Origin of the sequence: Sulfitobacter sp. 1A15299 (assembly GCF_043556915.1) — a bacterium.
Classification (GTDB): domain Bacteria; phylum Pseudomonadota; class Alphaproteobacteria; order Rhodobacterales; family Rhodobacteraceae; genus Sulfitobacter.
On record NZ_JBIFFJ010000011.1, the window covers coordinates 23,821 to 47,814 of the forward strand.

The following is a 23,994-nucleotide window of genomic DNA, read 5'->3' on the forward strand; positions in this document are numbered from 1 at the left end:
GGCGGTTATCCACAAGATATTGTCCTGCTTGGCGGCTGTGCCCTCCCCTGCACTCGTTTGGCGCGGGTCGATAGCGCACCTCGCCTATTCCCCGCCCCTCGTCTCGCGCCGCAAGCGGGGCCGCAAGACAAAGCCCAGCCTAATCACAGTCCAACACCCCAAGCGCCAGCGCCTGATCGCCCAGAACCTCCTTCACCTCACAGCCGCTAACCAGTGCCATCGCGCGCCCGGCCCGCCCGCGAATGGGCCCAAAGCGCGGGGCGTATTGGGTATTCACGCGCACCGCCTCCGCCCGCTCGCCCCTTACGCGGACATCGAACACCGACCCCTCCACCGTGATCCGTTGCGCCGGCAGCCCCCGGAACTCCCGACTGGGCGCCGTACAGGCCGCAAGGCTGAACAAGACGGCAATGATAACGAGCAAGCGCATGGCGCAACCCTGCCCTTACAGAGTTAACAAAAGCCTAACGCAAAAGAAAAAGCCCCGGCGAGGCCGGGGCTTTCAAAATTCTTTCAAACGCTCGTTCAGTGCAGCTTGGCTTCGACTTGGGCGATGCCCTCGTCGATCAGCTTATTGCCCTGAGCGGCGGTCATCTGCTTGGCGATCACGTCGCGCGCGGCGGCCACGGCGATGGTCACGGCTTGGTCGCGAACTTCCTTCACAGCGGCGGCCTCGGCCGAGCTGATCTGGTCTTTCGCGGCGGCCATGCGACGCTCAAGCGACTTGGCCATATCCGCCCGCGCCTGTTCGGCGGCAAGACGGGCATCTTCCTTGGCGGAAGATACGATCCGGTCCGCTTGGTCCTGCACCTCTTTCTGCTTGCGCTCGTAAGAGGCCAGCAGGGTTTGCGCTTCTTCACGCAGGGCGCGGGCTTCTTCCAGCTCGGTCTTGATGCCGTCGGCGCGTTTGTCGAGCATGCCGATCAAAAGCGTTGGCACCTTGAAGTAAATCAGGATCCCAAGGAACAGCAGAAAGGCCAGCAACACGATGAAATCGGTGTTGCGCAGCGAAAAGAATGGCCCCGTGGCGGCAAGCGCCGGCGAAGCGGCGAGACCGGCGAGCAGGGTCGAAAGTGTCAGGCGCATGGATTTGGTCATGGCTTATCCTTTCATCCGCGCGTCGACGGCAGCGCTGACGGTTGCGGTATCGGCCGTGCCACCCAGAGCGGCGACGAGGGCCTCGGCGGTGTCCTTGGCAACGGCTTGTACGTTGTCCATGGCGCCCGCGCGAATTTCGGCGATGGCTTTTTCCGATTCTGCCACTTGCGCGGCAATCTCGGCATCGGCCTTGGCCATTTCGGCATCCAGATCAGCCTGCATGTCCGCTTTTGCCTGAGCCACGATCTGCTGTGCCTCGGCACGGGCGTCGATCAGGGCCTTGTCATAGGCGGCTTCGGCTTCCTGCGCCTTGACCTTGAGGTCTTCGGCAGCCGCGATGTCATTGGTGATGGTCCCTTGGCGCTCCGCCAGAACCGCACCGATACGGGGCAGAGCCACGCGCGACAGGATCAGGTAGGTGGCGATCAGCGCCAGGATCAGCCAGAAAATCTGGTTGCCCCAGTGATCGAAGTTCAGCTGCGGCATGCCCGGCGTTTCGGCAGCATGGGTCGCAATGCCGGTCGCGTCGGCCAGCCCGTCGCTGGTTGTTACAGTTGCCATCGTGGCTTCTCCTTGGAAACTTTGCCGTTACAGCCGGGCAGACACGGCGCTGCGCGCCTGCCCGCTCGTAAGGATTACAGTTCCGAGAGCTTAGACAGCGAACATCAGCAGCAGAGCGACGAGGAACGAGAAGATCCCCAGAGCTTCTGCGAAGGCGATGCCGATGAACAGCGTTGCTGTCTGGCTTGCGGCTGCCGAGGGGTTGCGCAGTGCGCCGGACAGGAAGTTGGCGGCAACGTTGCCGACACCCAGGGCTGCGATGCCTGTGCCGAGACCTGCGATGCCTGCGCCGATATGTGCGAGTTGACCTTCCATTGGGGTATCTCCTTACGATTGGAAGTTAAAACTTTGACGGGAAACCCCGCCGTTGTTGGGGTTGTTAGTGTGCCGGGTGCAGCGCGTCCTTGAGGTACACGCATGTCAGGATGGTGAAGACATAGGCCTGAATGAAGGCCACCAGCACTTCGAGACCGTACATCGCGGTGATCGCGACGACCGAAACGGGCGAGATGACGGCGATGGCGGCGAAACCGGCGAAAACCTTGATCACCGCGTGGCCCGCCATGACGTTGCCCGCCAGACGAATGGAGTGGCTGACCGGGCGCACGAAGTAGCTGATCAGCTCGATGATCGCCAGCACCGGGCGGAGGGCCAGAGGCGCCGAGGACACCCAGAAAAGGCTCAGGAACGCCGCGCCGTTCTTGATGAAGCCCACGACAGTCACGGTGATGAACACCGCCAGCGCCAGCACCACGGTCACCGAGAAATGCGCGGTGGGGGTGAAGGCTGTCGGGATCAGGCCGAGGAAGTTGGCCATGACGATGAACATGAACAGCGTCATGATATAGGGAAAGAACTTCAGCCCCTCTTTGCCGCAGATGTCTTCGACCATCTTGTGGATGAAGCCATAGGCCAGTTCGGCCACCGACTGCATACGGCCCGGAACGACCGAGCGGCGCGCGCTGCCCAGAACGAGCATTGCGAAAGTGGCCAGAACCGCGAGCGCCATCCAGAAGGTCGCGTTGGTGATGGTGTACCAAGCAACGGAAGCATCGTCGCCAAAGAGCGGCGATACGATGAACTGGTCCATCGGGTGGAATTCCAGACCGCCTGTTTCAGCGCCGTTCGTCTCTGTTGCCATCTCAGGCTCCCTCGTCCTTGCCCGAATGGGGCGTATCCTGTTCGGCCGGTTCGGCCTGTCGTTTACCCTGGATTTCCTCAGCGGTGCGGAGCATCGTTTTCACCCCCGCCGCAAGGCCCAGCATTACAAAGAGCACCATGAAGATGGGCAGCGTGCCAAAGAGCACATCAAGCCCGTATCCGATGCCGAAACCGATCCCAAGACCGGCCACAAGTTCGATCACCATCCGCCATGCCATATTGGCCTGCGAATAATGTTCATCCGCCCGGGGCTTGGGTGCGCCGCGTTCTTTCGCAGCCGCCAGTCTGGCCTCAAGCTGCTCCATTTGCTGCCGTTGGTCCGGGCTGGTCACACCAAAATCCCCTTAGGAATATCTGCTGCGGTGCTACTGTCAGGGCGGGTTAGAGTCAACAACCTTGGCTGCCGCATGTTTTTGAACATTTACAATGACTTAAGGAACTCACAGCCTGCCAACTCTTGAAACAGGTCCGGCAAATCCCAAGGAAATCGCGCAGAATGGTTATTCAACTCAGCGGTTAAGTTAGCTGCAATGCCCGCTTTCGCCTACGCGCGCTCCGCGCTATTCAAGCCTATGACCCAAGACCTAGATCAGGTGTTTGCCGCCCTCGCCGACCCCACGCGCCGTGCCATCCTCGCTATGCTGCTGGAGGATGATATGGCCGTGACCGATGTCGCAGACCCCTTCGAGATGTCGCTCGCCGCGATCTCGAAACATTTGGGCGTGCTGACAGCGGCGGGGCTGATCAGTCAGGAAAAGCGGGGGCGGGTGAAATGGTGCAAACTGGAACCGGATGCGCTGCGGGATGCGTCGGTCTGGATGCAGGGGTTCGGGCAATTCGAGCCGGTGAACCTAGATGCCTTCGAGCGTTTTTTGGAAATAGAGCTGCCTGAGGGTGGCGAAGGCGAGAGGCGCTCAGGGTCGGAATAAAGAGAGTGATCCCCCCTTGCCGCGAGGTAAATAAGACAAGGGGAGGATCAATCGACGGTCAGATGACGCCGAATGCGAAACGCAAAATAGCCAAAACCACGACGATCAACCCGATCAGGTAAATAATACTACGCATGGTGGTGTCCTTCACTGTTAATTCACGCCCCAACGCAGGGCGTCGCGCTAAGGTTCCACCGATTCCGCAACTTTCTGAATTTTTATGATTTTTCTTCGCCATCCGCGCGCAGCAGCAGCGAAAGCGCCAGGATCGTCATCAGCACCCCGCCCCAGACCAGCGCCCCCGGCAGGGCATTGCCAAAGCCCAATTCCCACAGGATTACCCAGCTGGGCGTGAGATAGGTATAGGCCATGACCTTGGCCGAGGGCAGCCGGAGCGTCGCGAATTGCAGCAGAACCACCGTGGCCGCCGTGGCGAAGACCGCGACATATAGAATAGTGATCCAGACCAAGGGGCGCAGCCCGCTCCAATCGGTCGCGCGGAGGTCTTGCCAGCCGTAAAGCCCCAAGAGCACCGTGCCCGCCAGCAAGGTGCCAAAGGTGAACATCACCGCACTTTCGCCCCGGTTCAGCCGCCGTACCATCGGGGTGTAAAGCGCATGGCTGATGCAGCCGACGAAATAGATCGCCTCCCCCCGCCCGATGTCGAAGGCCAGAAGCGCCGAAAGGTCGCCGCGAAAGATCACCCAAAGCGCCCCGGCCCCGCCGATGGCCAGCGCCAGCGCCATGCGCGGCGTCATGACCTGCCGCATCAACAGCCACGCGAACCCCGCCGCCATCACCGGCACAAGGGTAAAGACCGCCGCCGCAGCCACCGGGGGCGCGGTCTTCAACCCTTCGAACATCAAAACGAAGTAGAGCGTGAACAGCCCCGCCAGCACGAGATAGCGCCAAGGTGCTGCAAAGCCCGCCCGGCTGATATCGCCTCGCCCCCAGGCCAAAACCCCGACCAAGACCGTCGCCAAGGCGAAACGCAGGGCGTTCAGCGCTGTCGGCGTGATCTCATTCGCCACCTGCGCCCCGAGCGAGAATGACCCGGCCACCAAGGCCGAGAAGCAAAGCATCGCCAGATGCCCCTGCGCCGCGGCGCTTATTCGGGACATGTGACCGCATCCTCGGCGTGTTCCTTAAGGAACCGCAGCACCGCCTGCACCTTACTGGTGCGGTGCAGATCGACATGGGTGACCAGCCAAAGCGCACTGCCCCATTCGGGACGCGGCGCGTGAATCTCGACCAATTGCGGATCGTTGCGCCCCATTGCGGCGGGCAGGCCGCCGATCCCGGCCCCGGCCCGCAGCGCCGCCTCCATCGCCGTGCCGCTGGTGCTGCGCCATGTCACGCTTTCCTCCGGCACCGTGGTCCAGAGCCACTTGTGATAGGGCGCGCGGCTGTCGCGGTTGTCGGCGGCGATGAAACGGTGCTTGTGGTAATCCTCCGGCCCCTGCGGGATGCCGTACTGCGCCACATAGTCCCGGCTGGCATAGGCACCCACCGCCAACTGCGCATAGGGCTGCACCACATTGTCGGGCTGATCCGGCACGGCCCCGGCGCGAATGGCGACATGCGCCTCGCCATATTCGAGCCGGAACAGGCGCTCTCCGATTAGATAGCGCACCACCAGTTCCGGGTTCTGGCGCTGGAACTCGGTCAGCAAAGGCGCAAGCTGCGGGGCGAGGAAATCGAGCGAGGTGATCACCAACTCCCCTGAAACATCGCTGCCGCGCCCCTTGATCCGCCCGGCCAATTGGCTGAACTGATCGTCGGTCGCCCGCGCCACCCGCAGCAGGTCTTCCCCCGCTTCTGTCGCCGTGTAGCCGCGTGCATGGCGCTGAAACAGCTTCACCCCAAGTCGCCCCTCAAGCGCGTCGATATGACGGATTACTGTGGCATGATGCACGCCCAGCACCTCTGCCGCGCCGCTCACGGTGCCAAGCTGGGCGACCTGATAGGCGGTTCTGATTTCGTCCCAATTGTCCATTGTTCACCTCGCCTTCCCGCCTTGTGCATTTACGAACATGGTCACGCTCATTCTGGCAGTTGCGTTCGCGAGCACAATGGCCAATTCCATGCCATCAGATTTACCCTTGGAACAAGGATCAACACCATGGCCACATTGCGCATCGAAACCTCGGTGAACCGCGAAAACTCCGTCACCCGCAAATTGACGGATCGGATCATCGCGACCCTGGGCGACAGCGACGTCGTCACCCGTGACATCGCCAGCGAACCCCTGCCGCTGATAGATTCGACATGGGCCAGCGCCCGGGTGAAACCCGCCGAAGAGCGTTCAGAGTTGGATCAAGAAGCCCTCGCTCTCTCCGACGCGCTGGTCGCCGAAGTGCAGGCCGCCGATACGATCGTCATCGGCGCGCCCATCTATAACTTCACTATTCCCGCCTCGCTGAAAGCGTGGATTGACCTGATCGCCCGCGTCGGCGTGACCTTCCGCTACACCGAAGACGGCCCCAAAGGGCTGCTGGAAGACAAACGCGTGATCGTCGCCTTCGCCTCGGGCGGGACGGGCATCGATTCTGCCGCCGATTTCGCCAGCGGCTACCTGCGCTTCGTGCTGGGCTTTCTGGGCATTACCGATGTGACCTTTGTCGCGGCGGACCAACTGGCCATGGACGCTGAAGGCACCATCGCCCGCGCCCATGCACAGATCGACGCGCTGCGCGACGCGGCCTAAGCGCCCCGCCCTCCCCTCCAAATCAGCCGCGTCCCCACACCGGGGCGCGGCTTTTGCGTGGTAGCCCTTCGCCACCCAGCCCACCCGGCTTGACTCGCGGCCCCGCAGCGCGTAAACGCCAACCGATCTCCGGAAGCATTGCCTTCCGGTCCCGACCTGTCGTCGGGATCGCCCCCAGTCAGCGCGTTGCGCCCACTGGGGCGTTTGTGCATTTTCGCGCGCGTCCTTAAATAGGGGCAAGTGCAACCGACCCGAAAGGCCCTGTGCCCATGTTTGAGAATCTAAGCGAACGGCTCTCTGGTGTCTTTGACCGCCTGACCAAACAAGGCGCGCTCAGCGACGAGGACGTCAAGACCGCCCTGCGCGAAGTGCGCGTCGCCCTGTTGGAAGCGGACGTTTCGCTGCCCGTGGCGCGTGAATTCGTCAAGACGGTGCAGGAAAAGGCGACGGGCCAAGCGGTGACCAAATCGGTGACGCCGGGCCAGCAGGTCGTCAAGATTGTCCATGATGCGCTGATTGACGTGCTGAAAGGCGAAGGCGAACCCGGCTCGCTAAAGATCGACAGCCCGCCCGCGCCGATCCTGATGGTCGGCCTGCAGGGCGGCGGTAAGACCACCACCACCGCGAAACTCGCCAAGCGCATGAAAGACCGCGATGGCAAGCGCGTGTTGATGGCCTCGCTCGACGTGAACCGCCCCGCCGCGATGGAGCAACTGGCGATCCTCGGCACCCAGATCGGCGTCGACACGCTGCCGATCGTCAAAGGCGAAAGCCCCGTTCAGATCGCCAAACGCGCCAAGACGCAGGCGGGCTTGGGCGGCTATGACGTCTATATGCTCGACACCGCGGGCCGCCTGTCCATCGACGAAGAGTTGATGAGCCAAGTCGAAGCCGTGCGCGACGTGGCCAATCCACGTGAAACATTGCTGGTCGTCGACGGCCTGACCGGCCAAGACGCCGTGCATACGGCCGAGAACTTTGACGCGCGCATCGGCATCACCGGCGTGGTGCTGACCCGGATGGACGGCGACGGCCGCGGCGGTGCTGCGCTCTCGATGCGGGCCGTGACCGGCAAGCCGATCAAGTTCGTCGGTCTGGGCGAAAAGATGGACGCGCTCGAAACCTTCGAGCCTGAGCGCATCGCGGGCCGCATCCTCGGCATGGGCGATATTGTCGCGTTGGTGGAGAAGGCCCAAGAAACCATCGAGGCCGAACAGGCCGAAAAGATGATGAAGCGCATGGCCAAGGGTCAGTTCAATATGAACGACCTGAAGATGCAGCTTGAACAGATGATCAAGATGGGCGGGATGCAGGGCATGATGGGCATGATGCCCGGTATGGGGAAAATGGCGAAACAGGTCGAGGACGCCGGTTTTGACGACAAGATCCTCAAGCAGCAGATCGCCCTCATCCAGTCCATGACCAAGAAAGAGCGCGCCAACCCTGCCCTGCTGCAGGCCAGCCGTAAGAAGCGTATCGCCAAGGGTGCCGGCATGGAGGTCTCCGACCTCAACAAGCTGATGAAGATGCACCGCCAGATGTCCGACATGATGAAGAAGATGGGCAAGATGGGCAAAGGCGGCATGCTCAAGCAGGCCATGAAGGGCATGATGGGCAAGGGCGGCATGCCCGGCGGCATGGACCCCAGCCAGATGGACCCCAAGGCGCTGGAAGCGGCGGCCAAGCAGATGGGCGGCAAGCTGCCCGGCGGTCTGGGCGGCATGGGGGGCGGCCTCGGCGGCGGCATGGGCCTGCCCGGCGGCCTCAGCGGTTTCGGAAAGAAGAAATGACCGATACCGTCACAGATACCGCCGCCCGCGCCGCCGAGCTGTTGAAAGAGCACCGCGCCTCGATCGACCGGCTCGACGCGATCCTCGTCTATACGCTGGGCGAGCGGTTCAAACACACGCAGGCCGTGGGGAAACTCAAGGCCACGCACGACCTTCCCCCCTCCGATCCGGCCCGCGAAGCGGCCCAGATCGAGCGGCTCGAAGATTTGGCGGAAGCGGCGGACCTCGACCCCGTCTTCGCCAAGAAGTTCTTGAACTTCATCATCGCCGAAGTCATTCGGCACCACAAAACCCACCAAGAAGAATAGGACGGCCTCCCGTCCCCCCCAACCAACCTAAAGGATCAAACACCATGGCAATGAAAATTCGTCTCGCCCGCGGCGGCTCCAAAAAGCGCCCCTTCTACCGTATCGTGGCTGCCGACAGCCGCATGCCGCGCGATGGCCGCTTCATCGAGAAGCTGGGCACCTACAACCCGCTGCTGCCGAAAGACAGCGAAGACCGCGTGAAAATGGACGTGGAAAAGGTGCAGGAATGGATCGCCAAAGGCGCCCAGCCGACCGAGCGCGTTGTTCGCATGCTGGAAGCCGCTGGCGTCCGCGAAAAGACCGAGCGTAACAACCCCAAAAAGGGCACACCGGGCAAGAAAGCCCAAGAGCGCGTGCAAGAGAAGGCCGACAAGGCCGCTGCCGCTGCCGAGGCCGCCAACGCCCCTGCCGAAGAAGCTTCCGCAGAATAAGCTTCGAGCGCCCGGCATGGATACATTCTCTGATGACTTCCGTGCCGGGCTGCACGACCTGATGCGATGGCGGCGCGACGTGCGCCGCTTTCGCACAGACCCGCTGGACGAGGCGCTGGTGCAAAGCTGCCTCGACAGTTTCAACCTCGCCCCCTCCGTGGGCCTGTCGGAACCCTGGCGGATCATCCGCGTCGCCTCCGACACCGCGCGGCAAGCTGCGCTTGAGAATTTCCAATCCGCCAATGCCCGCGCCCTCGCCGGATACGAGGGTGAGAAGGCCGCGCTCTATGCCGGGCTCAAACTCTCGGGGATGAGCGACGCGCCCGAGCAATTGGCGATCTACTGTGATGAGAGCCCCCAGAAGGGCAGCGGCCTTGGCGCGGGCACCATGCCCGAGATGCGGCGCTATTCGGTGGTGGGGGCGATCACCCACCTATGGCTCACCGCCCGCGCCCATGGCCTTGGGCTGGGCTGGGTTTCGGTGCTCGACCCCGCGCGGCTGAACCGTGACCTCGCGGTGCCAGAGGACTGGTCGCTGGTGGCCTATCTCTGCATGGGCTGGCCCGAGGAAAACAGCCTGACGCCGGAACTGGAAACCAAGGGTTGGGAGACCCGCGCCCCCCGCCTCAAGGTCGAGACCCGCTGATGAGAAAGCTGCTGTTCCTTCTGTCCGTGCTCGTGCTCGGCTTTGTCCTTGGCATTCGCTATGATCGGCAGTTAATGCAGGATGAATGCAAAGCCGGGGCCGGTGAATGGACCGGGACGATCTGCGTGAATTCGGAGTTGTTGCAATGAGTGACCAAGACCTGATCTGCGTCGGCGCCATCGCGGGCGCCTATGGCGTGCGCGGCGAAGTGCGGGTGAAAAGCTACTGCGCCGTGCCCGAAGACATCGAAAATTACCGCCCGCTAAGCACCGAGGATGGCAGCCGCCAGTTCACCCTCGCCCTGCTGCACCCGGTCAAAAACGGCTTTGCCGCGCGCATCGCCGAAATCACCACCAAGGAAGAGGCCGACGATCTGCGCGGTGTCTCGCTCTTTGCCGCGCGGGATCAATTGCCGGGCCTGCCGGACGACGAATTCTACCACGCCGATCTCATCGGGCTTGAGGTCTATGACACCGGCGGCGTCCTGCTGGGGCGCGTGAAGACGGTGCAGAACCACGGGGCGGACGATCTGTTGGAACTGCACCTTGCAGGCAGTTCGGCCACCACCTTCCTGCCCTTCACCAAAGCCGCCGTGCCCACGGTCGACCTCGCCTCGGGCCGGATCATCGCCGACCCGCCTTTGGGCGTGCTGCCCGAGGGCAAGGATGGCTGAGACCGGAGCCGGATGATGCCTCGCCGGATCATCCTGCATCCCGGCTTTCACAAGACCGGAACCAGTTCCGTTCAAGCCACCCTGCGCGCCAACCGCGCCCTGCTGAAACCCCATGTTGCCCTGCGCCTGCGCTGGCAGATGAAAGACCTGCTGCATGCCGCGCGCGGCTATTCCACATGGCGCGACCCGCTCACCTTGCTCAAGGCCGAATACCGCTTCGACGCCCTTCTCGATGCCCTGCCCCGGATGCCACGCCGCACGCTGGTCCTCTCGGCTGAGGAACTGGCCGGTCACATGCCCGGACGGGGCGAACTGGCCGATTACAGCGCCGCGCCCGACCTGCTGGAGACCTTTACCCGCAGCCTGCGCCGCCGTTTCCCCCGGGCGGAGATCGTGGTCTACCTCTCCACCCGCGACCCGGCGGATTGGATCGCTTCGGCCTATTGGGAGCATGTCAAAGCCTCCTCCATGACGCTCGACCTTGCACAGTTCACATCCCGCTACGCCCCAGCGGCAGATTTGGATGCGGTGGCCGAAACGATGGCCCGCCGCCTGCCCTGCCCGGTGCATCACGCGCGGCTGGAGGCCTGCCGTGATCTGCCGCTTGGCCCCGCGACGCCACTTTTGGACCTCTGCGCATTGCCGCCTGAGGTCATGGCGCAGATGACCGTGCCCCCGCCCGCGAACAGGCGCTTGCCTGCAGAGCTTTTGCAGGCTCTGCTTGACGCCAACCGCCAACACGCCGATGACCCCGAGGCGCGCCGCCGCGCCAAGACCGCCCTATTGCAACAGGCAGGAACCGCATGAAACCCACCCGCTCTCACGGACGTCAAAGCGCACGGCCCAGCCTCACCCCCCGCGCCCTGATGCAGGACACGCCCGATTACGCCGATGTCTGGCAAGCCCGGATCGTCACGCTGTTTCCCGATCTCTTCCCCGGTGTGCTGGGGGCGAGCCTGACCGGAAAAGCGCTGCACGAAGGGCGTTGGCAGTTGCACACTCATGATCTGCGCGATTTCGGCATCGGCAAGCACCGCAATGTCGATGACACCCCCGCAGGCGGCGGGGCGGGCATGGTCATGCGCGCCGATGTGGTCGGCCCGGCGCTGGCGCGCGCGCAAAGCCATGCCCATGGGCGCTGGCCGATCCTCTACATGTCGCCGCGCGGGCGGCGGTTCGATCAGGCCATGGCGCGCGATCTGGCAAGCTGCGCGGGGGTGACGATGCTCTGCGGGCGGTTCGAGGGCGTCGACGAGCGGGTGATCGAGCATTTCGGGATAACCGAGGTCAGTCTGGGCGATTTCGTCATGACGGGGGGCGAGTTGGCCGCCCAAGCGATGATCGACGCCACCGTGCGCCTCTTGCCCGGCGTACTGGGCAATGCTGAGAGCATCGAAGAAGAAAGCCACGCCTCGGGCCTGCTGGAACATCCGCAATATACCCGCCCCGCCGAATGGCAAGGGCGTGAGATTCCACCCGTGTTGATGTCGGGCAACCATGGCGAGATCGCGAAATGGCGGCAGGCGCAGGCCGAAGAGCTGACCCGCAAGCGCCGCCCCGACATGTGGGCCGCGTTCGAGAGCAAGGACTGACCCCGCGCCTTCGGTACGGAACCCGCCCCTGCGCGGCGCGTTGATCCTCCATATCGGAGGGAGAATCCAAATGCTTGAACTTATTCTTATTCTGTTGATCGTCGCCGCCGTTGCAGCGCTCTTGGGCTTTGGCCGCGTGTCGGGCGCCGCGATGACCGGGGCGAAAGTGCTGATCGGCATCGTATTGGTGCTGTTTCTGCTCGTTGTCTTGGGCGTGATCGCGCTGGCCTGACGCGCCAGCGCACAGAGGTTTGAAACACTGAGGATCAAGGCGGCCACAGCCCCCCTTGATCCTATCGCTTCTGCCCCCTATACCCCGCGCATCCGGAATCGCTTTGGCGGCTCCGGTGCTTTGCGTTTTACGCAAAAAACTAAGCAATGACGACGATACCTCCGGCGGGGGGGCCATGATCGGAAACGATCCCGGCGCTGCCCGATAGAACCCGAAGCTCTGGGTCGCGACATAATTTCGTGGAATACCGCGAACATCATAGGAGAATGGTCAGATGAACCTGATCGCAGAGATCGAGGCGGAACAAGTCGCCGAACTGGGGAAAGAGATCCCCGACTTCCGTGCCGGTGATACCGTTCGTGTTGGCTTTAAAGTCACCGAAGGCACCCGCACCCGTGTGCAGAACTACGAAGGCGTCTGCATTTCGCGCAAGAATGGCCACGGCATCGCCGGGTCCTTCACCGTGCGCAAAATTTCCTTTGGCGAAGGCGTGGAGCGTGTGTTCCCGCTGCATTCGACCAACATCGACAGCATCACCGTCGTGCGCCGTGGCCGCGTCCGTCGTGCCAAGCTGTACTACCTGCGCAGCCGTCGCGGCAAATCCGCACGGATCGCCGAAAACGTCCACTACAAGCCGCTTTCCGGCGCGAACGCATAAAGGACTGGTCGATGAAAACCGATACACATCCCGAATACCACATCATCAACGTCAAGATGACCGACGGCACCGTTGTGGAAATGAAATCGACATGGGGCAAAGAAGGCGACCAGCTGTCGCTCGACATCGACCCCTCCGTGCACCCTGCCTGGACCGGCGGCACGGGCCGCATCATGGACACCGGCGGCCGCGTGTCGAAGTTCAAAAACAAATACGCAGGTCTGGGCTTCTAAGCCTTACCGACATTGCGAAACAAAGGCGCGGCCCCTTATGGGTCGCGCCTTTTGCGTTTGGGGATGGGGCAGTGAATGGGGCCGAGACCGGGTGGTTGCGGCAAGCGCTGTGGAGGTATTTTTAAAAGGATGAAGTTAAGGGGGAGGCGTGCCGCTGGAGGCCGGGGCGCATGGGGAGGCCGGGCTAGAGGCGACGCTCTTGTAGGGCGGCTTGGGCGCCGTAGCCGTGCAGGTGGGACAGCACCGCGCCATAGGCGATCAGCAGATAGGCGAGCAGTTCCGTGCCTTCTTGGACGGTGGTTTTGATTTGCGGGTCATAGGCTGTGCCCATGACGGCCTCCCACAGGGCGCCGGTGCCGAAAATCCGTGAGAAGAAGAGCAGCAGCACCACGCCGATATAGACGAAAGTGGCGGAGCGGGTTTGCAGATGGTGCAGCATGGGCAGCAGCGTGGTGCCGCGGTTGCGCCATGCGATGAAGCTGCCCACCGCCAGTGTCACGAGGGCGGGGTAGATCCAGAACCCGTGTTGGATACGGTCGAGCGCGGCGTCATATTCGCGCAGGAACATGCAAGCGAAGAGCGTGGCCGCCAGCGTCAGATACCCCCGCATACCCACATGTTGATAAGCGCCCAACATGAAAATTGCAGCCGCGATGGCCAGCAGGGTGTTGTGCATATGTTCGGTCAGCGAATCTTCGGTGACGCCATCGCCCAGAACGGCCGTATCGAGGTAGACCGTCACCGGCACCAGCGCCACCAGCAGGCAAACCAGCGCGAACTCCGCGATCACCATGGCCAGAGACGGCAGCACGCCACGGGCTGTTGTCGGCTTTGATCTGGTGGGGTGGTGATCTGGCATGAGGAAGGCCTTGCTTAAGCGGTTCTTTGGGGTGCATTGGCGCGCGGTAAGGCGCCGTGTTACAACCTGTCTTGGGCAGTGAAAATAGTGCAAATATCCGTGATGTCCAAAAGCGGCAGGGCTGCCACGGTCGGGCCGAACAAGCGGCCTCGCCACTTTCCAAAGGCGTGAACCCTACATATAGTGCGGCTCAACAATATCCTGCCTTGAAGGGCAGGCGCGAAGGGACAGCAGTATGGCGCATATTATCGTCGTCGGTAACGAAAAAGGCGGCGCGGGCAAATCGACCGTTTCCATGCATGTGGCGACGGCCTTGGCGCGGCTTGGCCATAAGGTCAGCGGGCTGGACCTCGACCTGCGGCAGCGGACCTTTGGGCGCTATATCGAAAACCGCCGGGCCTTCATGCGCGAGTCCGGCCTGACGCTGGCCAGTCCGACGCTGTGCGAATTGCCGGATGTGGAGGCCAGCAGCCTGCGCCCCGGCGAGAATATGTATGACCATCGCTTGAGCGCCGCCGTGGCCGCGCTGGAGCCGGACAATGATTTCATTCTGATCGACTGCCCCGGCTCGCACACGCGGCTCAGTCAGGTGGCCCATTCGCTGGCGGACACTTTGATCACGCCACTGAACGACAGTTTCATCGACTTTGATCTTTTGGCCCATATCGACGCCAATGGCGAGAAGATCACCGGCCCCTCCGTCTATTCCGAGATGGTTTGGAACGCGCGGCAGCTCAGGGCGCAGGCCGGGCTGTCGGCCATCGACTGGATCGTGGTACGCAACCGTTTGGGGGCGCAGCGCATGGTCAATAAGGAAAAGATGGAGCGCGCGATCAACAACCTCAGCAAGCGGATCGGCTTTCGCACCGCGCCGGGGTTCAATGAGCGGGTGATCTTTCGGGAGCTTTTCCCGCGCGGTCTGACCTTGCTGGACCTCAAGGATATCGGGGTAAAACAGCTCAATATCTCGAATATCGCCGCGCGGCAGGAGCTGCGTGAGTTGATCAAAGCGCTGGAGTTGCCGGGCGTCAGCCCCGACTTTTGATCCTAGTGGCGCGGCAGCGGCGGAACGACCCGGCGGCGGCGCGACAGGGCGACGAGGTTCGACAAGAACAGCGCGCCCACGACGATCGCCCCGCCGATCAGCGCATAGATGCCCGGGTCTTCGCCCAGCACCGCCCAGACCAGCAGCGGCGCCAAAACGGATTCCAACAGGACGAGAAGGCCTACTTCGGCGCTTGAGATATAGCGCGGGCCGAGCGCGATGAGCCCGGCGCTGGCGGCCATGAATGCCGCGTAGAGCAGCATTTGCGGCAGTTCTGCGGTGGGCATCTGCAGCGGCTGCGCCACAGGCAGCAACACCGCCCCGGCCAGCAGATAGGCCAATGCCACCGCCGGCACCATCGACACCGCGCGCGCGTGGCGCGCCGCTGTCAGCGCCCCGGCGAAGATGGCCGAGATCGAAAGAGCCAGCAGATCGCCCGCGCGCGAGGCATTCTCGGTCTCGCCCGAGCCGAAGGCGATCACGGCCAATCCGGCAAGCACCGCCGCGATGGTAAAGAACATGCGTCGGCTGATCGGCTCGCCCAGAAAGACCCGGCTATAGATCGCGGCAAAGACCGGCAGCGAGGCAAGGATAAAGACCACATTCGCGACGGAGGTCAGGCGCACGGCCAGCACGAAGCCGACCCCGGCGCAGGCCACGCCGCCGATGTAGATGGCGCTCGCCCATCCGGCGCGGCGGAGGGCGCGGAAGGGGGCGGTGCCCTGGGCCATTAGCAGGCCCGTGCCGATGGTTATGCCCACGAGGGTCACCTTCCAAAAGGCGAGCGTCAGCATCGGCGCGTCGATGACGCGCACGAAAAGCGCTTCGGGAACGATGCACATCACCCCGAGAAAGGTGAGCAGGAGGCCTTTGGTCTGATCTGTCATGCGCCATCGGTGGCGGTTTCCACGGGCTAAGTAAAGCCCCCCTGCCCCACATCCGACAGCTTGAGCAGCGCCCGCCGCAGCACCGCCGCCTCGGCAGGGTCCAGCGCATCCATCAGCGCGGCATTGTAGCGCTGCGCCACGGCGCGCAGATCGTCATAGGCCGCCTGGCCCTGCCGGGTCAGCGACAGATGCTCCACCCGCCGATCCTCTGGGTCACGGCTGCGGGTCACGAAGCGCCGCTCGGTCAGGCGGTGCACGGCGCGGCTGATCTTGGTCTTATGCATCCGCGCGCGCTGGCCGATCTCGCTTGCCGTGAGTTGCCCATAGAGGCCGAGGTGGAACAAGACCCGCCATTCGGTGCGCAGCATGCCGTAGCGGCTTTTGTAGATCTGCTGAAACTCAAGCGATGACGCCTCTGCCGCTTGGTTCAGCAGGTAGGGCAGAAAATACTGAAGCTGAAACTCACCGTCCGCCATGCTGCGCCGCTTGTTAGTTACAAATCCAACTATTACGCTTGTAACAGATTCTGCAAGGGGGCACAGATGACCAGCCAGTCCAAGCCATCGACGATGACAACCGCGGCCACCACATCGGGCACGCATCCGGGCTATATGCCCGGCTTCGGCAATGATTTCGAAACCGAAGCCCTGCCCGGTGCCCTGCCGCAGGGCATGAACTCCCCGCAGAAATGCAACTACGGGCTCTATGGCGAGCAGCTTTCCGGCACGGCCTTTACCGCGCCTTCTCATCAGAACGAGCGGACGTGGTGTTACCGCATCCGGCCTTCGGTCAAACATTCCTCGCGCTACACGCGGATCGACCTGCCCTATTGGAAGTCCGCACCGCATATGCCTGCGGATGTGACCAGCCTTGGCCAATACCGCTGGGATCCTGTGCCGCATAGCGACACGCCGCTGACGTGGCTCACCGGCATGCGCACGATGACCACCGCCGGGGACGTGAACACCCAAGTTGGCATGGCGAGCCATATCTACCTCGTGACCGAGAGCATGGTGGACAGCTATTTCTACTCTGCCGACAGCGAACTGCTGATCGTCCCGCAGGAGGGCAGCTTGCGCTTTTGCACCGAGTTGGGCGTCATGGACATCGCCCCGCAGGAGATCGCCATCATTCCGCGCGGGCTGGTCTACCGGGTCGAGGTGCTCGACGGCCCCGCGCGCGGCTTTGTCTGCGAGAACTACGGCCAGAAGTTCCACCTGCCAGCCCGCGGCCCGATCGGCGCCAACTGCATGGCGAACCGGCGCGATTTCAAGACCCCGGTGGCGGCTTTCGAGGACCGCGAGGTGCCCTCGACCGTCACCATCAAGTGGTGCGGTCAGTTCCACGAGACCCGGATCGGGCATTCGCCGCTCGACGTGGTGGCATGGCACGGCAACTACGCGCCGGTGAAATACGACCTCAACACCTATTGCCCGGTTGGCGCGGTGCTCTTTGACCACCCGGACCCGTCGATCTTCACCGTGCTGACCGCGCCCTCGGGCGTGGAGGGCACCGCCAATATCGACTTCGTGCTGTTCCGCGACCGCTGGATGGTGGCCGAGGATACCTTCCGCCCGCCATGGTATCACAAGAACATCATGTCCGAGCTGATGGGCAATATCCACGGCCAGTATGACGCCAAGCCCAAGGGCTTCGTCCCCGGGGGCATGAGCCTGCACAATATGATGCTGCCGCATGGGCCGGACCGGAACGCTTTCGAGGGCGCGTCGAATGCCGAGTTGGCGCCCCATAAGCTCGACAACACGATGTCCTTCATGTTCGAGACCCGCTTCCCGCAGCACCTCACGGAGTTCGCCGCCCGCGAGGCGCCCTTGCAGGACGATTACATCGACTGCTGGGAAAGCCTTGAGAAAAAGTTCGACGGCACCCCGGGCAAGAAGTGACCGCCCTCGAAAGGACCGCAATGACCCTGATGACCTCTTGGGTGGAAAGCGCCAATTCGGCCACCACCGATTTCCCGCTGAACAACCTGCCCTACGGCGTCTTTTCGACCAATCAGCTTGAGGCGCGCTGCGGCGTGGCCATCGGGGACATGATCCTCGACATGGCCGCGCTGGAGGAAGAGGGGCTGATCGCCCTCGCCGAGGAGCCGCTGTTCGATGTGCCCTATTGGAACGATGTGATGGACCTTGGCCCCACGGCTTGGGCCTCTTTGCGGTCCCGGCTGATCGAATTGCTCAGCGCCGATGCGCCGGATCAAGCCGCCGTTGCCCCTCATCTGGTGCCGATGGAGGCCGCGCAGTTGCACATGCCGATGATGGTTTCCGAATATACGGATTTCTACGCGGGCAAGCATCACGCCACGAATGTCGGCACCATGTTTCGCGGAGCCGAGAACGCGCTGCCGCCGAATTGGCTGCACATCCCCATCGGCTATAATGGCCGCGCCTCCACCGTCGTCGTCTCGGGGACCGAGATCACGCGGCCCAATGGCCAGTTGAAAGCCCCCGAAGCCGAAGCGCCGCATTTCGGCCCCTGTCAAAAACTCGACATCGAGTTGGAGATGGGCGCGATCGTCGGCACCTCGACCGAGATGGGCCAGCCGATCCGCATCATTGAGGCTGATGAGATGATCTTTGGCTATGTCTTGCTGAACGACTGGTCGGCGCGGGACATTCAGGCGTGGGAATACCAACCGCTCGGCCCCTTTCAGGCGAAAGCCTTCGCCACCTCGATCTCCCCTTGGATCGTGACCCGTGACGCGTTGGAGCCCTTTCGCACCCCGACGCCCGCGCGGGAAAAAGACCTGCTGCCCTACCTGCGCGAGAGCAAACCCGGCCTTTATGACATCGAGCTTTCCGTGATGCTCCAGCCCGAGGGCGGCGAGGCCGAGGAAATCGCCCGCACCAACTACCGCGAGATGTATTACTCCGCCGCGCAGCAGTTGACGCATCATGCCTCTTCGGGCTGCGCGATGAACGCGGGCGATCTTTTGGGTTCCGGCACGATCTCCGGCCCCGAGAAATCGCAACGCGGGTCGCTCTTGGAACTGTCATGGGGCGGCAAGGAGCCGATCACCCTCGCAGACGGCAGCACCCGCAGCTTTGTCGAAGACGGCGACACGCTGACCCTCACCGGCCACGCACAGGGCGATGGCTATCGCGTGGGCTTTGGCAATTGCACCGGCAAGGTCCGCCCGGCACTCGACTTTTCCTGAACAGACCGCGCAACCGCGCCGGCGAAGCAAGACAGAAGGACAACATATGGCCAAGCAATTCGCATCCCAAGGCGACATGACCGAGAAAGAAATCTCCTTTACGCAAGTGGGCGAGGGTCTCTACGCCTTCACCGCCGAGGGCGATCCGAACTCCGGCGTGATCATTGGCGACGACAGCGTGATGATCATCGAAGCACAGGCGACGCCGCGTCTGGCGAACAAGGTCATCGACTGCGTCCGCTCGGTCACCGACAAGCCGATCAGCCATCTGGTGCTGACCCATTACCACGCTGTGCGCGTACTCGGGGCATCTGCCTTCGGTGCCTCGCAGATCATCATGTCCGAGAAGGCCCGCGCCATGGTCGCCGAACGCGGCCAGGAGGATTGGGACAGTGAATTCGAGCGTTTTCCACGTCTTTTCGAAGGTCATGAGAGCATCCCCGGGCTCACCTGGCCCACCACCACCTTCAATGGGCGGATGAGCGTTTATCTCGGCAAGCGCCGGGTCGATATCATGCAGTTGGGTCGCGCCCATACGGCGGGTGACGCGGTGGTCTATGTGCCCGACCAAAACGTCATGTTCACCGGCGATATCGTGGAATACCATTCCGCCTGCTACTGCGGCGACGGGCATTTCCACGACTGGCCCGAGACGCTGGAACGGATCCGCGCCTTCGACCTCGACGCGATCGCGCCGGGCCGGGGCGACGCGCTGGTAGGGCGCGAGATGGTAAATGCCGCGATCGACAGCACCGCAGAATTCGTGCGCTCCACCTACCGCCCTGCGGCCCGCGTGGCCCTGCGCGGCGGCACCTTGAAAGAGGCATGGAACGCCGTGCGCGCCGAATGCGACCCCAAGTTCGGCGATTATGCCATCTACGAGCACTGCCTGCCCTTCAACGTCGCCCGCGCCTATGACGAGGCGCTGGACATCGACACGCCGCGCATCTGGACGGCGGCGCGCGACAAAGAGATGTGGGAGGCGCTGTCGGACTGATGTCCCTGCCCGCGCTTCTTCCTGCCCTGATCGTGCTGGCGCTGGCGCTTTGGTTCTATCTGGTCTTCGCGCTGGTGATGGAGCACCGCCGCCACGCGGCACACCGCAGCGGGCAGCCCTACGCGGGGCTGCGCGACACGGCGCAGGTTTGGTCAAAGATGCTGCGCGCGCCCGAATACCGCGGTGCGCGCCGCCGGGTGGCGCTGGTGACGCTGGCCTTGCTGGCCCTGCTGCTCCTGCGCGCCTTTCTCTAAGGATACCGCCATGGCCTATGCCTACACCCCCTTCCCCTACAGCCCCCCGCCCGGCTTGACCGCGCCCGAGCCGCGGCACCCGGTTGTGATCGTAGGCGCTGGCCCTATCGGGCTGTCGATGGCAGTGGACTTGGCCCTGCGCGGGGTCAAATCGGTCGTGCTGGATGACAACAATGTCGTCTCCCTCGGCTCCCGCGCGATCTGCTGGGCGAAACGGACGCTGGAGATTTTCGACAGGCTCGGCATCGGGGAGCGGATGTTGGAAAAGGGCGTGACATGGAAAGTGGGCCGCCAGTTTCACGGGGAACAGGAAGTCTATAACTTCGACCTGCTGCCCGAGCCGGGGCATAAATATCCGGCTTTCGTGAACCTTCAGCAGTATTACGTCGAAGAGTATCTCATCGAACGCGCGCAAGAATTCCCCGACCTGATCGACCTGCGCTTTCTCAACAAGGTCACCGATCACAAAGGCCACGCGGATCATGTCGAGCTGACGGTCGAGACGCCGGATGGCCCCTACCAGCTGGAAACCGACTGGTACATCGCCTGCGATGGGGCAGGCTCGGCCACGCGCAGACGGATGAACCTGCCCTTCGAGGGGCAGACCTTTGACGAACATTTCCTCATTGCCGATGTGGAGATGGAGACCTCCCCCTTCGGCGACCATGACACGCCCGAGCGGTGGTTCTGGTTCGCCCCGCCCTTTCACAACGGCCAATCCGCGCTGCTGCACAAACAGCCCGACAACATCTACCGCATCGACCTGCAACTGGGGCCAGAGACCGACCCAAAAGCCGAAGCGACCGAAGAGAAGGTCGTCCCCCGCCTGAAACAGATGCTGGGCGATGCGCCGTTCCGGCTGGATTGGATGAGCGTCTATAAGTTTCGCTGCGCACGGCTGGAGAATTTTGTGCATGATCGGGTCGTCTTTGTCGGCGACAGCGCCCATGTGGTCAGCCCTTTTGGGGCGCGGGGCGGCAATGGCGGGGTGCAGGATGTTGACAACCTCGGCTGGAAACTGGCCGCTGTGGTGCAGGGCGATGCGCCGCCAAGCCTGATTGAGAGCTATGACATCGAACGCGGCCATGGCGCGGACGAGAACATGCGCAACTCCGCCCGCGCGACCAATTTTATGACGCCCAAATCCCCCATCGAGACCCTGTTTCGCAACGAGGTGCTGACGCTCGCAGCAAAGCACCCTTTCGCGCGCAAACTGATTAACTCAGGCCGGTTGTCGCAGCCCTGCACGCTGGCCCAAAGCCCGCTGCAAACCGCAGGCGACGCGCCCCTGCGCCCCGGCAGCGCATTGATCGACGCGCCGTTGGTCGGGCCTGCGGGGGATTGCTGGCTGTTGGATGCGGTTCAAGGCCGGTTCACCCTGCTCGCCGTGGGCGAGATCACCGCCCCCGACCTTCCCGGCCTTGCCCGGATCGGCATAGATCAATCCCATGATGCCTACCCCTGTTTTCAGGGCAAGGACGGCCACGCGCAAAGGCGCTATGGCAGCGGATTCCTCTATCTGCTGCGCCCCGATGGCCATGTTTGCGCCGTCTTCGACCGGCCCGACAGCGCCGCGATTGCCCGCGCCTTTGACCGTGCGAAAGGAGCTACCGCATGATCCTCGAAGACAACCTCGGCGCCGAGGGCGACAGCGTCTATGCCGCCCTCATGGCCGCCCATGAAGGGCTGAGCGCGGCGGAAAGCCACGCTCTCAACGCCCGGTTGGTTCTGATGCTGGCCAATGAACTCGGCGATCCCGCCCGGCTTGCGGCGCTTTTCAAAGCCGCGCGCGAACTGGCTTAACCCGCCAGCCTCACAGCACTTTTCCCCCATGCCCGCGCTTGCCGGGCCGCTTTCCTGCGCTAGCTTGCTGCTCAACTTCCCGCGACAGGCTTGACGCAACGCGCCTGATCGGCAGACTAAACACCCCGCGCCCACCTCAAGAGGCGACAAAAGCAGGTCAACTGCATCACCTGCCCCACCGTGAAAAGTGGGGATCCGCGATGGCCCGGCCAACGCACCAACGGAGAGGAAAATCATGGAATTTTTGACACGCACCGGAAAACCGCTGCCGCAATCCGTGCTGAGATCAGCCGAGAACGCCAAGAAAGACCCCGTCAGCAGACGCGAGTTTCTGGCGATTGCGAGCGCCTTCGGGGCCACGTCCGCCACCGCTTATGGGATGCTTGGCATGGCCGCGCCCGCCCGTGCGGCGGCCCATGCCAACCTCAAGGAAGGCGGCACCGTGCGGATGCAGATGGAGGTGCGTGCCCTGAAAGACCCGCGCACTTATGACTGGTCGCAAATCGCCAACTTCAGCCGCGGCTGGCTGGAATATCTCGCCATCTGGGAGAATGACGGCACCTTCACCCCCGGCCTGCTGGAAAGCTGGGAGATCAACGACGACGCCACCGAATACACGCTGAACGTCCGCAAGGGCGTGACATGGAACGACGGCACCGCCTTCACCGCGCAGGACGTGGCGCGCAACATCGAAGGCTGGTGCGACAAGTCGCTCGAAGGCAACTCCATGGCGGGCCGTTTCGCGACGCTGGTGGATGAGGAAAGCGGCAAGGCCATCGAGGGCGCGATCGAGGTGGTGGACGACCACACCGTGAAGCTCACGCTGCCCAAATCCGACATCACGCTGATCCCCGGCATGGCCGACTATCCCGCCGCGATCACGCCCGAAGGGTTCGACCCCGACACGATGCTGGAAAACCCCAAGGGCACCGGCCCCTACCTACCGGAATCGCTTGAAGTGGGTGTGAAAAGCGTGCTGGTCAAGAACCCCGATCACATATGGTGGGGCACGGAGGTCTTTGGCGGGCCGTACATTGATCGCTTGGAGTATATCGACTACGGCACCGACCCTTCCGCATGGATCGCCGCGGCCGAGGCCGAAGAGGTCGATGCTTTCTACTCCATGGAGGGCGAATATATCGACGTGATGAGCACGCTTGACGGCTGGGTCGAGAATGAGATCGCCACGGCGGCGACCATCGTGATCCGCCCCAACCAATTGGCCGAAATCGACGGCATGAAACCCTACGAGGACAAGCGCGTGCGCAACGCGCTGCAACTTGCCGTCGACAATGCCGTGCTGCTGGAACTGGGCTACGCCGGGCGCGGGATCGTGGCCGAGAACCACCACGTCGGCCCGATGCATCCCGAATATGCCGAGATCGAGCCGCCCAAGACCGACCCCGAAGCCGCCCGCGCGCTGATGGAAGAAGCCGGTATGGCGGATTACGAACACGAGCTTTTCTCGATCGACGATGCCTGGCGCAAGGACACGACCGATGCCGTGGCCGCGCAGCTGCGCGATGCGGGCATCAAGGTCAAACGCACCATCCTGCCCGGCTCGACCTTTTGGAACGACTGGGTGAAATACCCCTTCTCCTCGACCAACTGGAACGCGCGGCCTCTGGGCGTGCAGATCTGGGCGCTGGCCTACCGCTCGGGCGAGGCGTGGAACGAGTTTGGCTATGCCAACCCCGAGTTCGACGCCCTGCTGTCAGAGGCGCTGGCCACGGCGGATGTCGAAGCCCGTCGCGAGATCATGGCGAAGGGTGAGAAGATGCTGCAGGACGATGGTGTCACGATCCAGCCCTACTGGCGCTCGCTCTACAACCACACCCGCGAGGGGCTGGTGGGTGCCGCGCATCACATCGGTTTCGAATACCACCCGGCGCGGATGGCATGGGCGGAAGAGTGATCTGCCGCTAAGTCGAGACGCGAAAGGGCCGCAGCGA

33 protein-coding genes are annotated in these 23,994 nt (G+C 63.0%); 21 read left to right on the forward strand and 12 right to left on the reverse strand.

From position 1 onward, the window contains the following. Nucleotides 1–139 precede the first annotated feature (139 nt). The 6 genes from ACGYK7_RS12135 to ACGYK7_RS12160 all read right to left on the reverse strand — a co-directional run bounded on the left by ACGYK7_RS12135 (nt 140) and on the right by ACGYK7_RS12160 (nt 3,152). A complete protein-coding gene (locus tag ACGYK7_RS12135; RefSeq protein WP_394402503.1) occupies nt 140–430 on the reverse strand; it encodes a hypothetical protein in 291 nt (96 codons plus the stop codon). Nucleotides 431–525: 95 nt separating this feature from the next. Further along, nucleotides 526–1,086 carry a F0F1 ATP synthase subunit B gene (locus tag ACGYK7_RS12140; protein ID WP_168613456.1) on the reverse strand — a complete coding sequence of 187 codons (561 nt, stop codon included), beginning with the start codon at nt 1,084–1,086 and terminating at the stop codon, nt 526–528. Between the two features lie 15 nt (nt 1,087–1,101). After that, nucleotides 1,102–1,659, reverse strand: coding sequence for a F0F1 ATP synthase subunit B' (locus ACGYK7_RS12145; RefSeq protein ID WP_136720208.1), 558 nt, complete (start codon nt 1,657–1,659; stop codon nt 1,102–1,104). Between the two features lie 90 nt (nt 1,660–1,749). Continuing rightward, nucleotides 1,750–1,974, reverse strand: a complete 225-nt coding sequence (locus ACGYK7_RS12150; protein ID WP_007118046.1) for a F0F1 ATP synthase subunit C — start codon at nt 1,972–1,974, stop codon at nt 1,750–1,752. A 64-nt stretch (nt 1,975–2,038) separates the two neighbouring features. After that, nucleotides 2,039–2,800, reverse strand: a complete 762-nt coding sequence (locus tag ACGYK7_RS12155) for a F0F1 ATP synthase subunit A (RefSeq protein WP_394402505.1) — start codon at nt 2,798–2,800, stop codon at nt 2,039–2,041. 1 nt (nt 2,801) lies between these two features. Next, nucleotides 2,802–3,152, reverse strand: a complete 351-nt coding sequence (locus ACGYK7_RS12160) for an AtpZ/AtpI family protein (RefSeq protein ID WP_394402507.1) — start codon at nt 3,150–3,152, stop codon at nt 2,802–2,804. 240 nt (nt 3,153–3,392) lie between these two features. On the opposite strand from ACGYK7_RS12160, the gene ACGYK7_RS12165 reads away from it, so the two are divergent. Continuing rightward, on the forward strand, nt 3,393–3,749 hold the full coding sequence (locus ACGYK7_RS12165) for an ArsR/SmtB family transcription factor (RefSeq protein ID WP_394402509.1): 357 nt from the start codon (nt 3,393–3,395) through the stop codon (nt 3,747–3,749). A gap of 58 nt (nt 3,750–3,807) precedes the next feature. Here the strand turns inward: ACGYK7_RS12165 and ACGYK7_RS12170 are convergent, their stop codons facing one another. Genes ACGYK7_RS12170 through ACGYK7_RS12180 form a run of 3 tightly spaced genes read right to left on the reverse strand, consistent with a single transcriptional unit; the run spans nt 3,808 to nt 5,745 of the window. Then, nucleotides 3,808–3,987 (reverse strand): hypothetical protein, encoded by a 180-nt coding sequence (locus tag ACGYK7_RS12170; protein WP_394402511.1) that lies wholly within the window; start codon nt 3,985–3,987, stop codon nt 3,808–3,810. Further along, complete coding sequence (locus tag ACGYK7_RS12175; RefSeq protein WP_394402512.1) at nt 3,968–4,870, reverse strand: DMT family transporter; 903 nt, start codon at nt 4,868–4,870, stop codon at nt 3,968–3,970. The genes ACGYK7_RS12170 and ACGYK7_RS12175 overlap by 20 nt, the downstream gene beginning before the upstream one ends. After that, on the reverse strand, nt 4,858–5,745 hold the full coding sequence (locus ACGYK7_RS12180) for a LysR family transcriptional regulator (protein ID WP_394402514.1): 888 nt from the start codon (nt 5,743–5,745) through the stop codon (nt 4,858–4,860). The genes ACGYK7_RS12175 and ACGYK7_RS12180 overlap by 13 nt, the downstream gene beginning before the upstream one ends. A gap of 126 nt (nt 5,746–5,871) precedes the next feature. Here ACGYK7_RS12180 and ACGYK7_RS12185 point away from each other — a divergent pair, with 126 nt between their 5' ends. The 12 genes from ACGYK7_RS12185 (at nt 5,872) to rpmE (ending at nt 13,019) form a co-directional block, all read left to right on the forward strand. Next, nucleotides 5,872–6,456 (forward strand): FMN-dependent NADH-azoreductase, encoded by a 585-nt coding sequence (locus tag ACGYK7_RS12185; RefSeq protein WP_394402515.1) that lies wholly within the window; start codon nt 5,872–5,874, stop codon nt 6,454–6,456. 269 nt (nt 6,457–6,725) lie between these two features. Continuing rightward, a complete protein-coding gene (gene ffh / locus ACGYK7_RS12190; protein WP_394402517.1) occupies nt 6,726–8,246 on the forward strand; it encodes a signal recognition particle protein in 1,521 nt (506 codons plus the stop codon). After that, a complete protein-coding gene (locus ACGYK7_RS12195) occupies nt 8,243–8,554 on the forward strand; it encodes a chorismate mutase (RefSeq protein ID WP_339819109.1) in 312 nt (103 codons plus the stop codon). Before ffh ends, ACGYK7_RS12195 begins: the two co-directional genes overlap by 4 nt. Before the next feature lie 44 nt (nt 8,555–8,598). Next, entirely contained in the window at nt 8,599–8,985 is a 387-nt protein-coding gene (rpsP, locus tag ACGYK7_RS12200; RefSeq protein ID WP_394402518.1) for a 30S ribosomal protein S16, read from the forward strand. Nucleotides 8,986–9,001: 16 nt separating this feature from the next. Next, nucleotides 9,002–9,631, forward strand: coding sequence for a 5,6-dimethylbenzimidazole synthase (bluB, locus tag ACGYK7_RS12205; protein WP_394402519.1), 630 nt, complete (start codon nt 9,002–9,004; stop codon nt 9,629–9,631). Next, nucleotides 9,631–9,780, forward strand: coding sequence for a hypothetical protein (locus tag ACGYK7_RS12210; protein WP_169306052.1), 150 nt, complete (start codon nt 9,631–9,633; stop codon nt 9,778–9,780). Before bluB ends, ACGYK7_RS12210 begins: the two co-directional genes overlap by 1 nt. After that, entirely contained in the window at nt 9,777–10,304 is a 528-nt protein-coding gene (rimM, locus tag ACGYK7_RS12215; protein ID WP_394402520.1) for a ribosome maturation factor RimM, read from the forward strand. Before ACGYK7_RS12210 ends, rimM begins: the two co-directional genes overlap by 4 nt. Before the next feature lie 15 nt (nt 10,305–10,319). Continuing rightward, a complete protein-coding gene (locus ACGYK7_RS12220; RefSeq protein WP_394402522.1) occupies nt 10,320–11,111 on the forward strand; it encodes a hypothetical protein in 792 nt (263 codons plus the stop codon). Then, the gene (trmD, locus tag ACGYK7_RS12225) at nt 11,108–11,896 is read left to right on the forward strand and encodes a tRNA (guanosine(37)-N1)-methyltransferase TrmD (RefSeq protein WP_394402524.1); all 789 of its coding nucleotides are present in this window, start codon (nt 11,108–11,110) and stop codon (nt 11,894–11,896) included. Before ACGYK7_RS12220 ends, trmD begins: the two co-directional genes overlap by 4 nt. Nucleotides 11,897–11,966: 70 nt before the next feature. After that, nucleotides 11,967–12,128 (forward strand): DUF1328 family protein, encoded by a 162-nt coding sequence (locus ACGYK7_RS12230; protein ID WP_082849512.1) that lies wholly within the window; start codon nt 11,967–11,969, stop codon nt 12,126–12,128. A gap of 274 nt (nt 12,129–12,402) precedes the next feature. Then, nucleotides 12,403–12,786 (forward strand): 50S ribosomal protein L19, encoded by a 384-nt coding sequence (rplS, locus tag ACGYK7_RS12235; protein WP_067262249.1) that lies wholly within the window; start codon nt 12,403–12,405, stop codon nt 12,784–12,786. A gap of 11 nt (nt 12,787–12,797) precedes the next feature. Continuing rightward, nucleotides 12,798–13,019, forward strand: a complete 222-nt coding sequence (gene rpmE, locus ACGYK7_RS12240) for a 50S ribosomal protein L31 (RefSeq protein ID WP_067262252.1) — start codon at nt 12,798–12,800, stop codon at nt 13,017–13,019. A gap of 184 nt (nt 13,020–13,203) precedes the next feature. Here the strand turns inward: rpmE and ACGYK7_RS12245 are convergent, their stop codons facing one another. After that, complete coding sequence (locus tag ACGYK7_RS12245; protein WP_394402526.1) at nt 13,204–13,878, reverse strand: hypothetical protein; 675 nt, start codon at nt 13,876–13,878, stop codon at nt 13,204–13,206. Nucleotides 13,879–14,113: 235 nt separating this feature from the next. Between ACGYK7_RS12245 and ACGYK7_RS12250 the strand changes: the two genes are divergently transcribed. After that, complete coding sequence (locus tag ACGYK7_RS12250; RefSeq protein ID WP_271688345.1) at nt 14,114–14,923, forward strand: division plane positioning ATPase MipZ; 810 nt, start codon at nt 14,114–14,116, stop codon at nt 14,921–14,923. Between the two features lie 2 nt (nt 14,924–14,925). Here ACGYK7_RS12250 and ACGYK7_RS12255 read toward each other — a convergent pair whose 3' ends face one another. Together ACGYK7_RS12255 and ACGYK7_RS12260 are read right to left on the reverse strand one after the other, a co-directional pair. Continuing rightward, entirely contained in the window at nt 14,926–15,810 is an 885-nt protein-coding gene (locus ACGYK7_RS12255; protein WP_394402527.1) for a DMT family transporter, read from the reverse strand. A 26-nt stretch (nt 15,811–15,836) separates the two neighbouring features. Next, nucleotides 15,837–16,286, reverse strand: a complete 450-nt coding sequence (locus ACGYK7_RS12260; RefSeq protein ID WP_394402529.1) for a MarR family winged helix-turn-helix transcriptional regulator — start codon at nt 16,284–16,286, stop codon at nt 15,837–15,839. A gap of 66 nt (nt 16,287–16,352) precedes the next feature. Between ACGYK7_RS12260 and hmgA the strand changes: the two genes are divergently transcribed. The 7 genes from hmgA to ACGYK7_RS12295 all read left to right on the forward strand — a co-directional run bounded on the left by hmgA (nt 16,353) and on the right by ACGYK7_RS12295 (nt 23,957). Beyond that, nucleotides 16,353–17,714, forward strand: coding sequence for a homogentisate 1,2-dioxygenase (hmgA, locus tag ACGYK7_RS12265; protein WP_394402530.1), 1,362 nt, complete (start codon nt 16,353–16,355; stop codon nt 17,712–17,714). Nucleotides 17,715–17,734: 20 nt separating this feature from the next. Then, nucleotides 17,735–18,988 carry a fumarylacetoacetase gene (fahA, locus tag ACGYK7_RS12270; protein WP_394402532.1) on the forward strand — a complete coding sequence of 418 codons (1,254 nt, stop codon included), beginning with the start codon at nt 17,735–17,737 and terminating at the stop codon, nt 18,986–18,988. A 46-nt stretch (nt 18,989–19,034) separates the two neighbouring features. Beyond that, nucleotides 19,035–19,985, forward strand: a complete 951-nt coding sequence (locus tag ACGYK7_RS12275) for an MBL fold metallo-hydrolase (protein ID WP_394402533.1) — start codon at nt 19,035–19,037, stop codon at nt 19,983–19,985. Beyond that, nucleotides 19,985–20,239 carry a hypothetical protein gene (locus tag ACGYK7_RS12280; protein WP_394402535.1) on the forward strand — a complete coding sequence of 85 codons (255 nt, stop codon included), beginning with the start codon at nt 19,985–19,987 and terminating at the stop codon, nt 20,237–20,239. Before ACGYK7_RS12275 ends, ACGYK7_RS12280 begins: the two co-directional genes overlap by 1 nt. Before the next feature lie 10 nt (nt 20,240–20,249). After that, nucleotides 20,250–21,857 carry an FAD-dependent oxidoreductase gene (locus ACGYK7_RS12285; RefSeq protein ID WP_394402537.1) on the forward strand — a complete coding sequence of 536 codons (1,608 nt, stop codon included), beginning with the start codon at nt 20,250–20,252 and terminating at the stop codon, nt 21,855–21,857. Then, nucleotides 21,854–22,042 carry a DUF2783 domain-containing protein gene (locus ACGYK7_RS12290; protein ID WP_394402539.1) on the forward strand — a complete coding sequence of 63 codons (189 nt, stop codon included), beginning with the start codon at nt 21,854–21,856 and terminating at the stop codon, nt 22,040–22,042. Before ACGYK7_RS12285 ends, ACGYK7_RS12290 begins: the two co-directional genes overlap by 4 nt. Before the next feature lie 235 nt (nt 22,043–22,277). Further along, nucleotides 22,278–23,957, forward strand: coding sequence for an ABC transporter substrate-binding protein (locus tag ACGYK7_RS12295; protein WP_394402540.1), 1,680 nt, complete (start codon nt 22,278–22,280; stop codon nt 23,955–23,957). Nucleotides 23,958–23,994: the final 37 nt, after the last annotated feature.

Bases quoted from the DNA above. Each gene is read 5' to 3' on its own strand.
- ACGYK7_RS12135 (WP_394402503.1), bottom strand. From the start codon at position 430: ATGCGCTTGCTCGTTATCATTGCCGTCTTGTTCAGCCTTGCGGCCTGT.
- ACGYK7_RS12140 (WP_168613456.1), bottom strand. From the start codon at position 1,086: ATGCGCCTGACACTTTCGACCCTGCTCGCCGGTCTCGCCGCTTCGCCG.
- ACGYK7_RS12145 (WP_136720208.1), bottom strand. From the start codon at position 1,659: ATGGCAACTGTAACAACCAGCGACGGGCTGGCCGACGCGACCGGCATT.
- ACGYK7_RS12150 (WP_007118046.1), bottom strand. From the start codon at position 1,974: ATGGAAGGTCAACTCGCACATATCGGCGCAGGCATCGCAGGTCTCGGC.
- ACGYK7_RS12155 (WP_394402505.1), bottom strand. From the start codon at position 2,800: ATGGCAACAGAGACGAACGGCGCTGAAACAGGCGGTCTGGAATTCCAC.
- ACGYK7_RS12165 (WP_394402509.1), top strand. From the start codon at position 3,393: ATGACCCAAGACCTAGATCAGGTGTTTGCCGCCCTCGCCGACCCCACG.
- ACGYK7_RS12170 (WP_394402511.1), bottom strand. From the start codon at position 3,987: ATGGCGAAGAAAAATCATAAAAATTCAGAAAGTTGCGGAATCGGTGGA.
- ACGYK7_RS12175 (WP_394402512.1), bottom strand. From the start codon at position 4,870: ATGTCCCGAATAAGCGCCGCGGCGCAGGGGCATCTGGCGATGCTTTGC.
- ACGYK7_RS12180 (WP_394402514.1), bottom strand. From the start codon at position 5,745: ATGGACAATTGGGACGAAATCAGAACCGCCTATCAGGTCGCCCAGCTT.
- ACGYK7_RS12185 (WP_394402515.1), top strand. From the start codon at position 5,872: ATGGCCACATTGCGCATCGAAACCTCGGTGAACCGCGAAAACTCCGTC.
- ffh (WP_394402517.1), top strand. From the start codon at position 6,726: ATGTTTGAGAATCTAAGCGAACGGCTCTCTGGTGTCTTTGACCGCCTG.
- ACGYK7_RS12195 (WP_339819109.1), top strand. From the start codon at position 8,243: ATGACCGATACCGTCACAGATACCGCCGCCCGCGCCGCCGAGCTGTTG.
- rpsP (WP_394402518.1), top strand. From the start codon at position 8,599: ATGGCAATGAAAATTCGTCTCGCCCGCGGCGGCTCCAAAAAGCGCCCC.
- bluB (WP_394402519.1), top strand. From the start codon at position 9,002: ATGGATACATTCTCTGATGACTTCCGTGCCGGGCTGCACGACCTGATG.
- ACGYK7_RS12210 (WP_169306052.1), top strand. From the start codon at position 9,631: ATGAGAAAGCTGCTGTTCCTTCTGTCCGTGCTCGTGCTCGGCTTTGTC.
- rimM (WP_394402520.1), top strand. From the start codon at position 9,777: ATGAGTGACCAAGACCTGATCTGCGTCGGCGCCATCGCGGGCGCCTAT.
- ACGYK7_RS12220 (WP_394402522.1), top strand. From the start codon at position 10,320: ATGCCTCGCCGGATCATCCTGCATCCCGGCTTTCACAAGACCGGAACC.
- trmD (WP_394402524.1), top strand. From the start codon at position 11,108: ATGAAACCCACCCGCTCTCACGGACGTCAAAGCGCACGGCCCAGCCTC.
- ACGYK7_RS12230 (WP_082849512.1), top strand. From the start codon at position 11,967: ATGCTTGAACTTATTCTTATTCTGTTGATCGTCGCCGCCGTTGCAGCG.
- rplS (WP_067262249.1), top strand. From the start codon at position 12,403: ATGAACCTGATCGCAGAGATCGAGGCGGAACAAGTCGCCGAACTGGGG.
- rpmE (WP_067262252.1), top strand. From the start codon at position 12,798: ATGAAAACCGATACACATCCCGAATACCACATCATCAACGTCAAGATG.
- ACGYK7_RS12245 (WP_394402526.1), bottom strand. From the start codon at position 13,878: ATGCCAGATCACCACCCCACCAGATCAAAGCCGACAACAGCCCGTGGC.
- ACGYK7_RS12250 (WP_271688345.1), top strand. From the start codon at position 14,114: ATGGCGCATATTATCGTCGTCGGTAACGAAAAAGGCGGCGCGGGCAAA.
- ACGYK7_RS12255 (WP_394402527.1), bottom strand. From the start codon at position 15,810: ATGACAGATCAGACCAAAGGCCTCCTGCTCACCTTTCTCGGGGTGATG.
- ACGYK7_RS12260 (WP_394402529.1), bottom strand. From the start codon at position 16,286: ATGGCGGACGGTGAGTTTCAGCTTCAGTATTTTCTGCCCTACCTGCTG.
- hmgA (WP_394402530.1), top strand. From the start codon at position 16,353: ATGACCAGCCAGTCCAAGCCATCGACGATGACAACCGCGGCCACCACA.
- fahA (WP_394402532.1), top strand. From the start codon at position 17,735: ATGACCCTGATGACCTCTTGGGTGGAAAGCGCCAATTCGGCCACCACC.
- ACGYK7_RS12275 (WP_394402533.1), top strand. From the start codon at position 19,035: ATGGCCAAGCAATTCGCATCCCAAGGCGACATGACCGAGAAAGAAATC.
- ACGYK7_RS12280 (WP_394402535.1), top strand. From the start codon at position 19,985: ATGTCCCTGCCCGCGCTTCTTCCTGCCCTGATCGTGCTGGCGCTGGCG.
- ACGYK7_RS12285 (WP_394402537.1), top strand. From the start codon at position 20,250: ATGGCCTATGCCTACACCCCCTTCCCCTACAGCCCCCCGCCCGGCTTG.
- ACGYK7_RS12290 (WP_394402539.1), top strand. From the start codon at position 21,854: ATGATCCTCGAAGACAACCTCGGCGCCGAGGGCGACAGCGTCTATGCC.
- ACGYK7_RS12295 (WP_394402540.1), top strand. From the start codon at position 22,278: ATGGAATTTTTGACACGCACCGGAAAACCGCTGCCGCAATCCGTGCTG.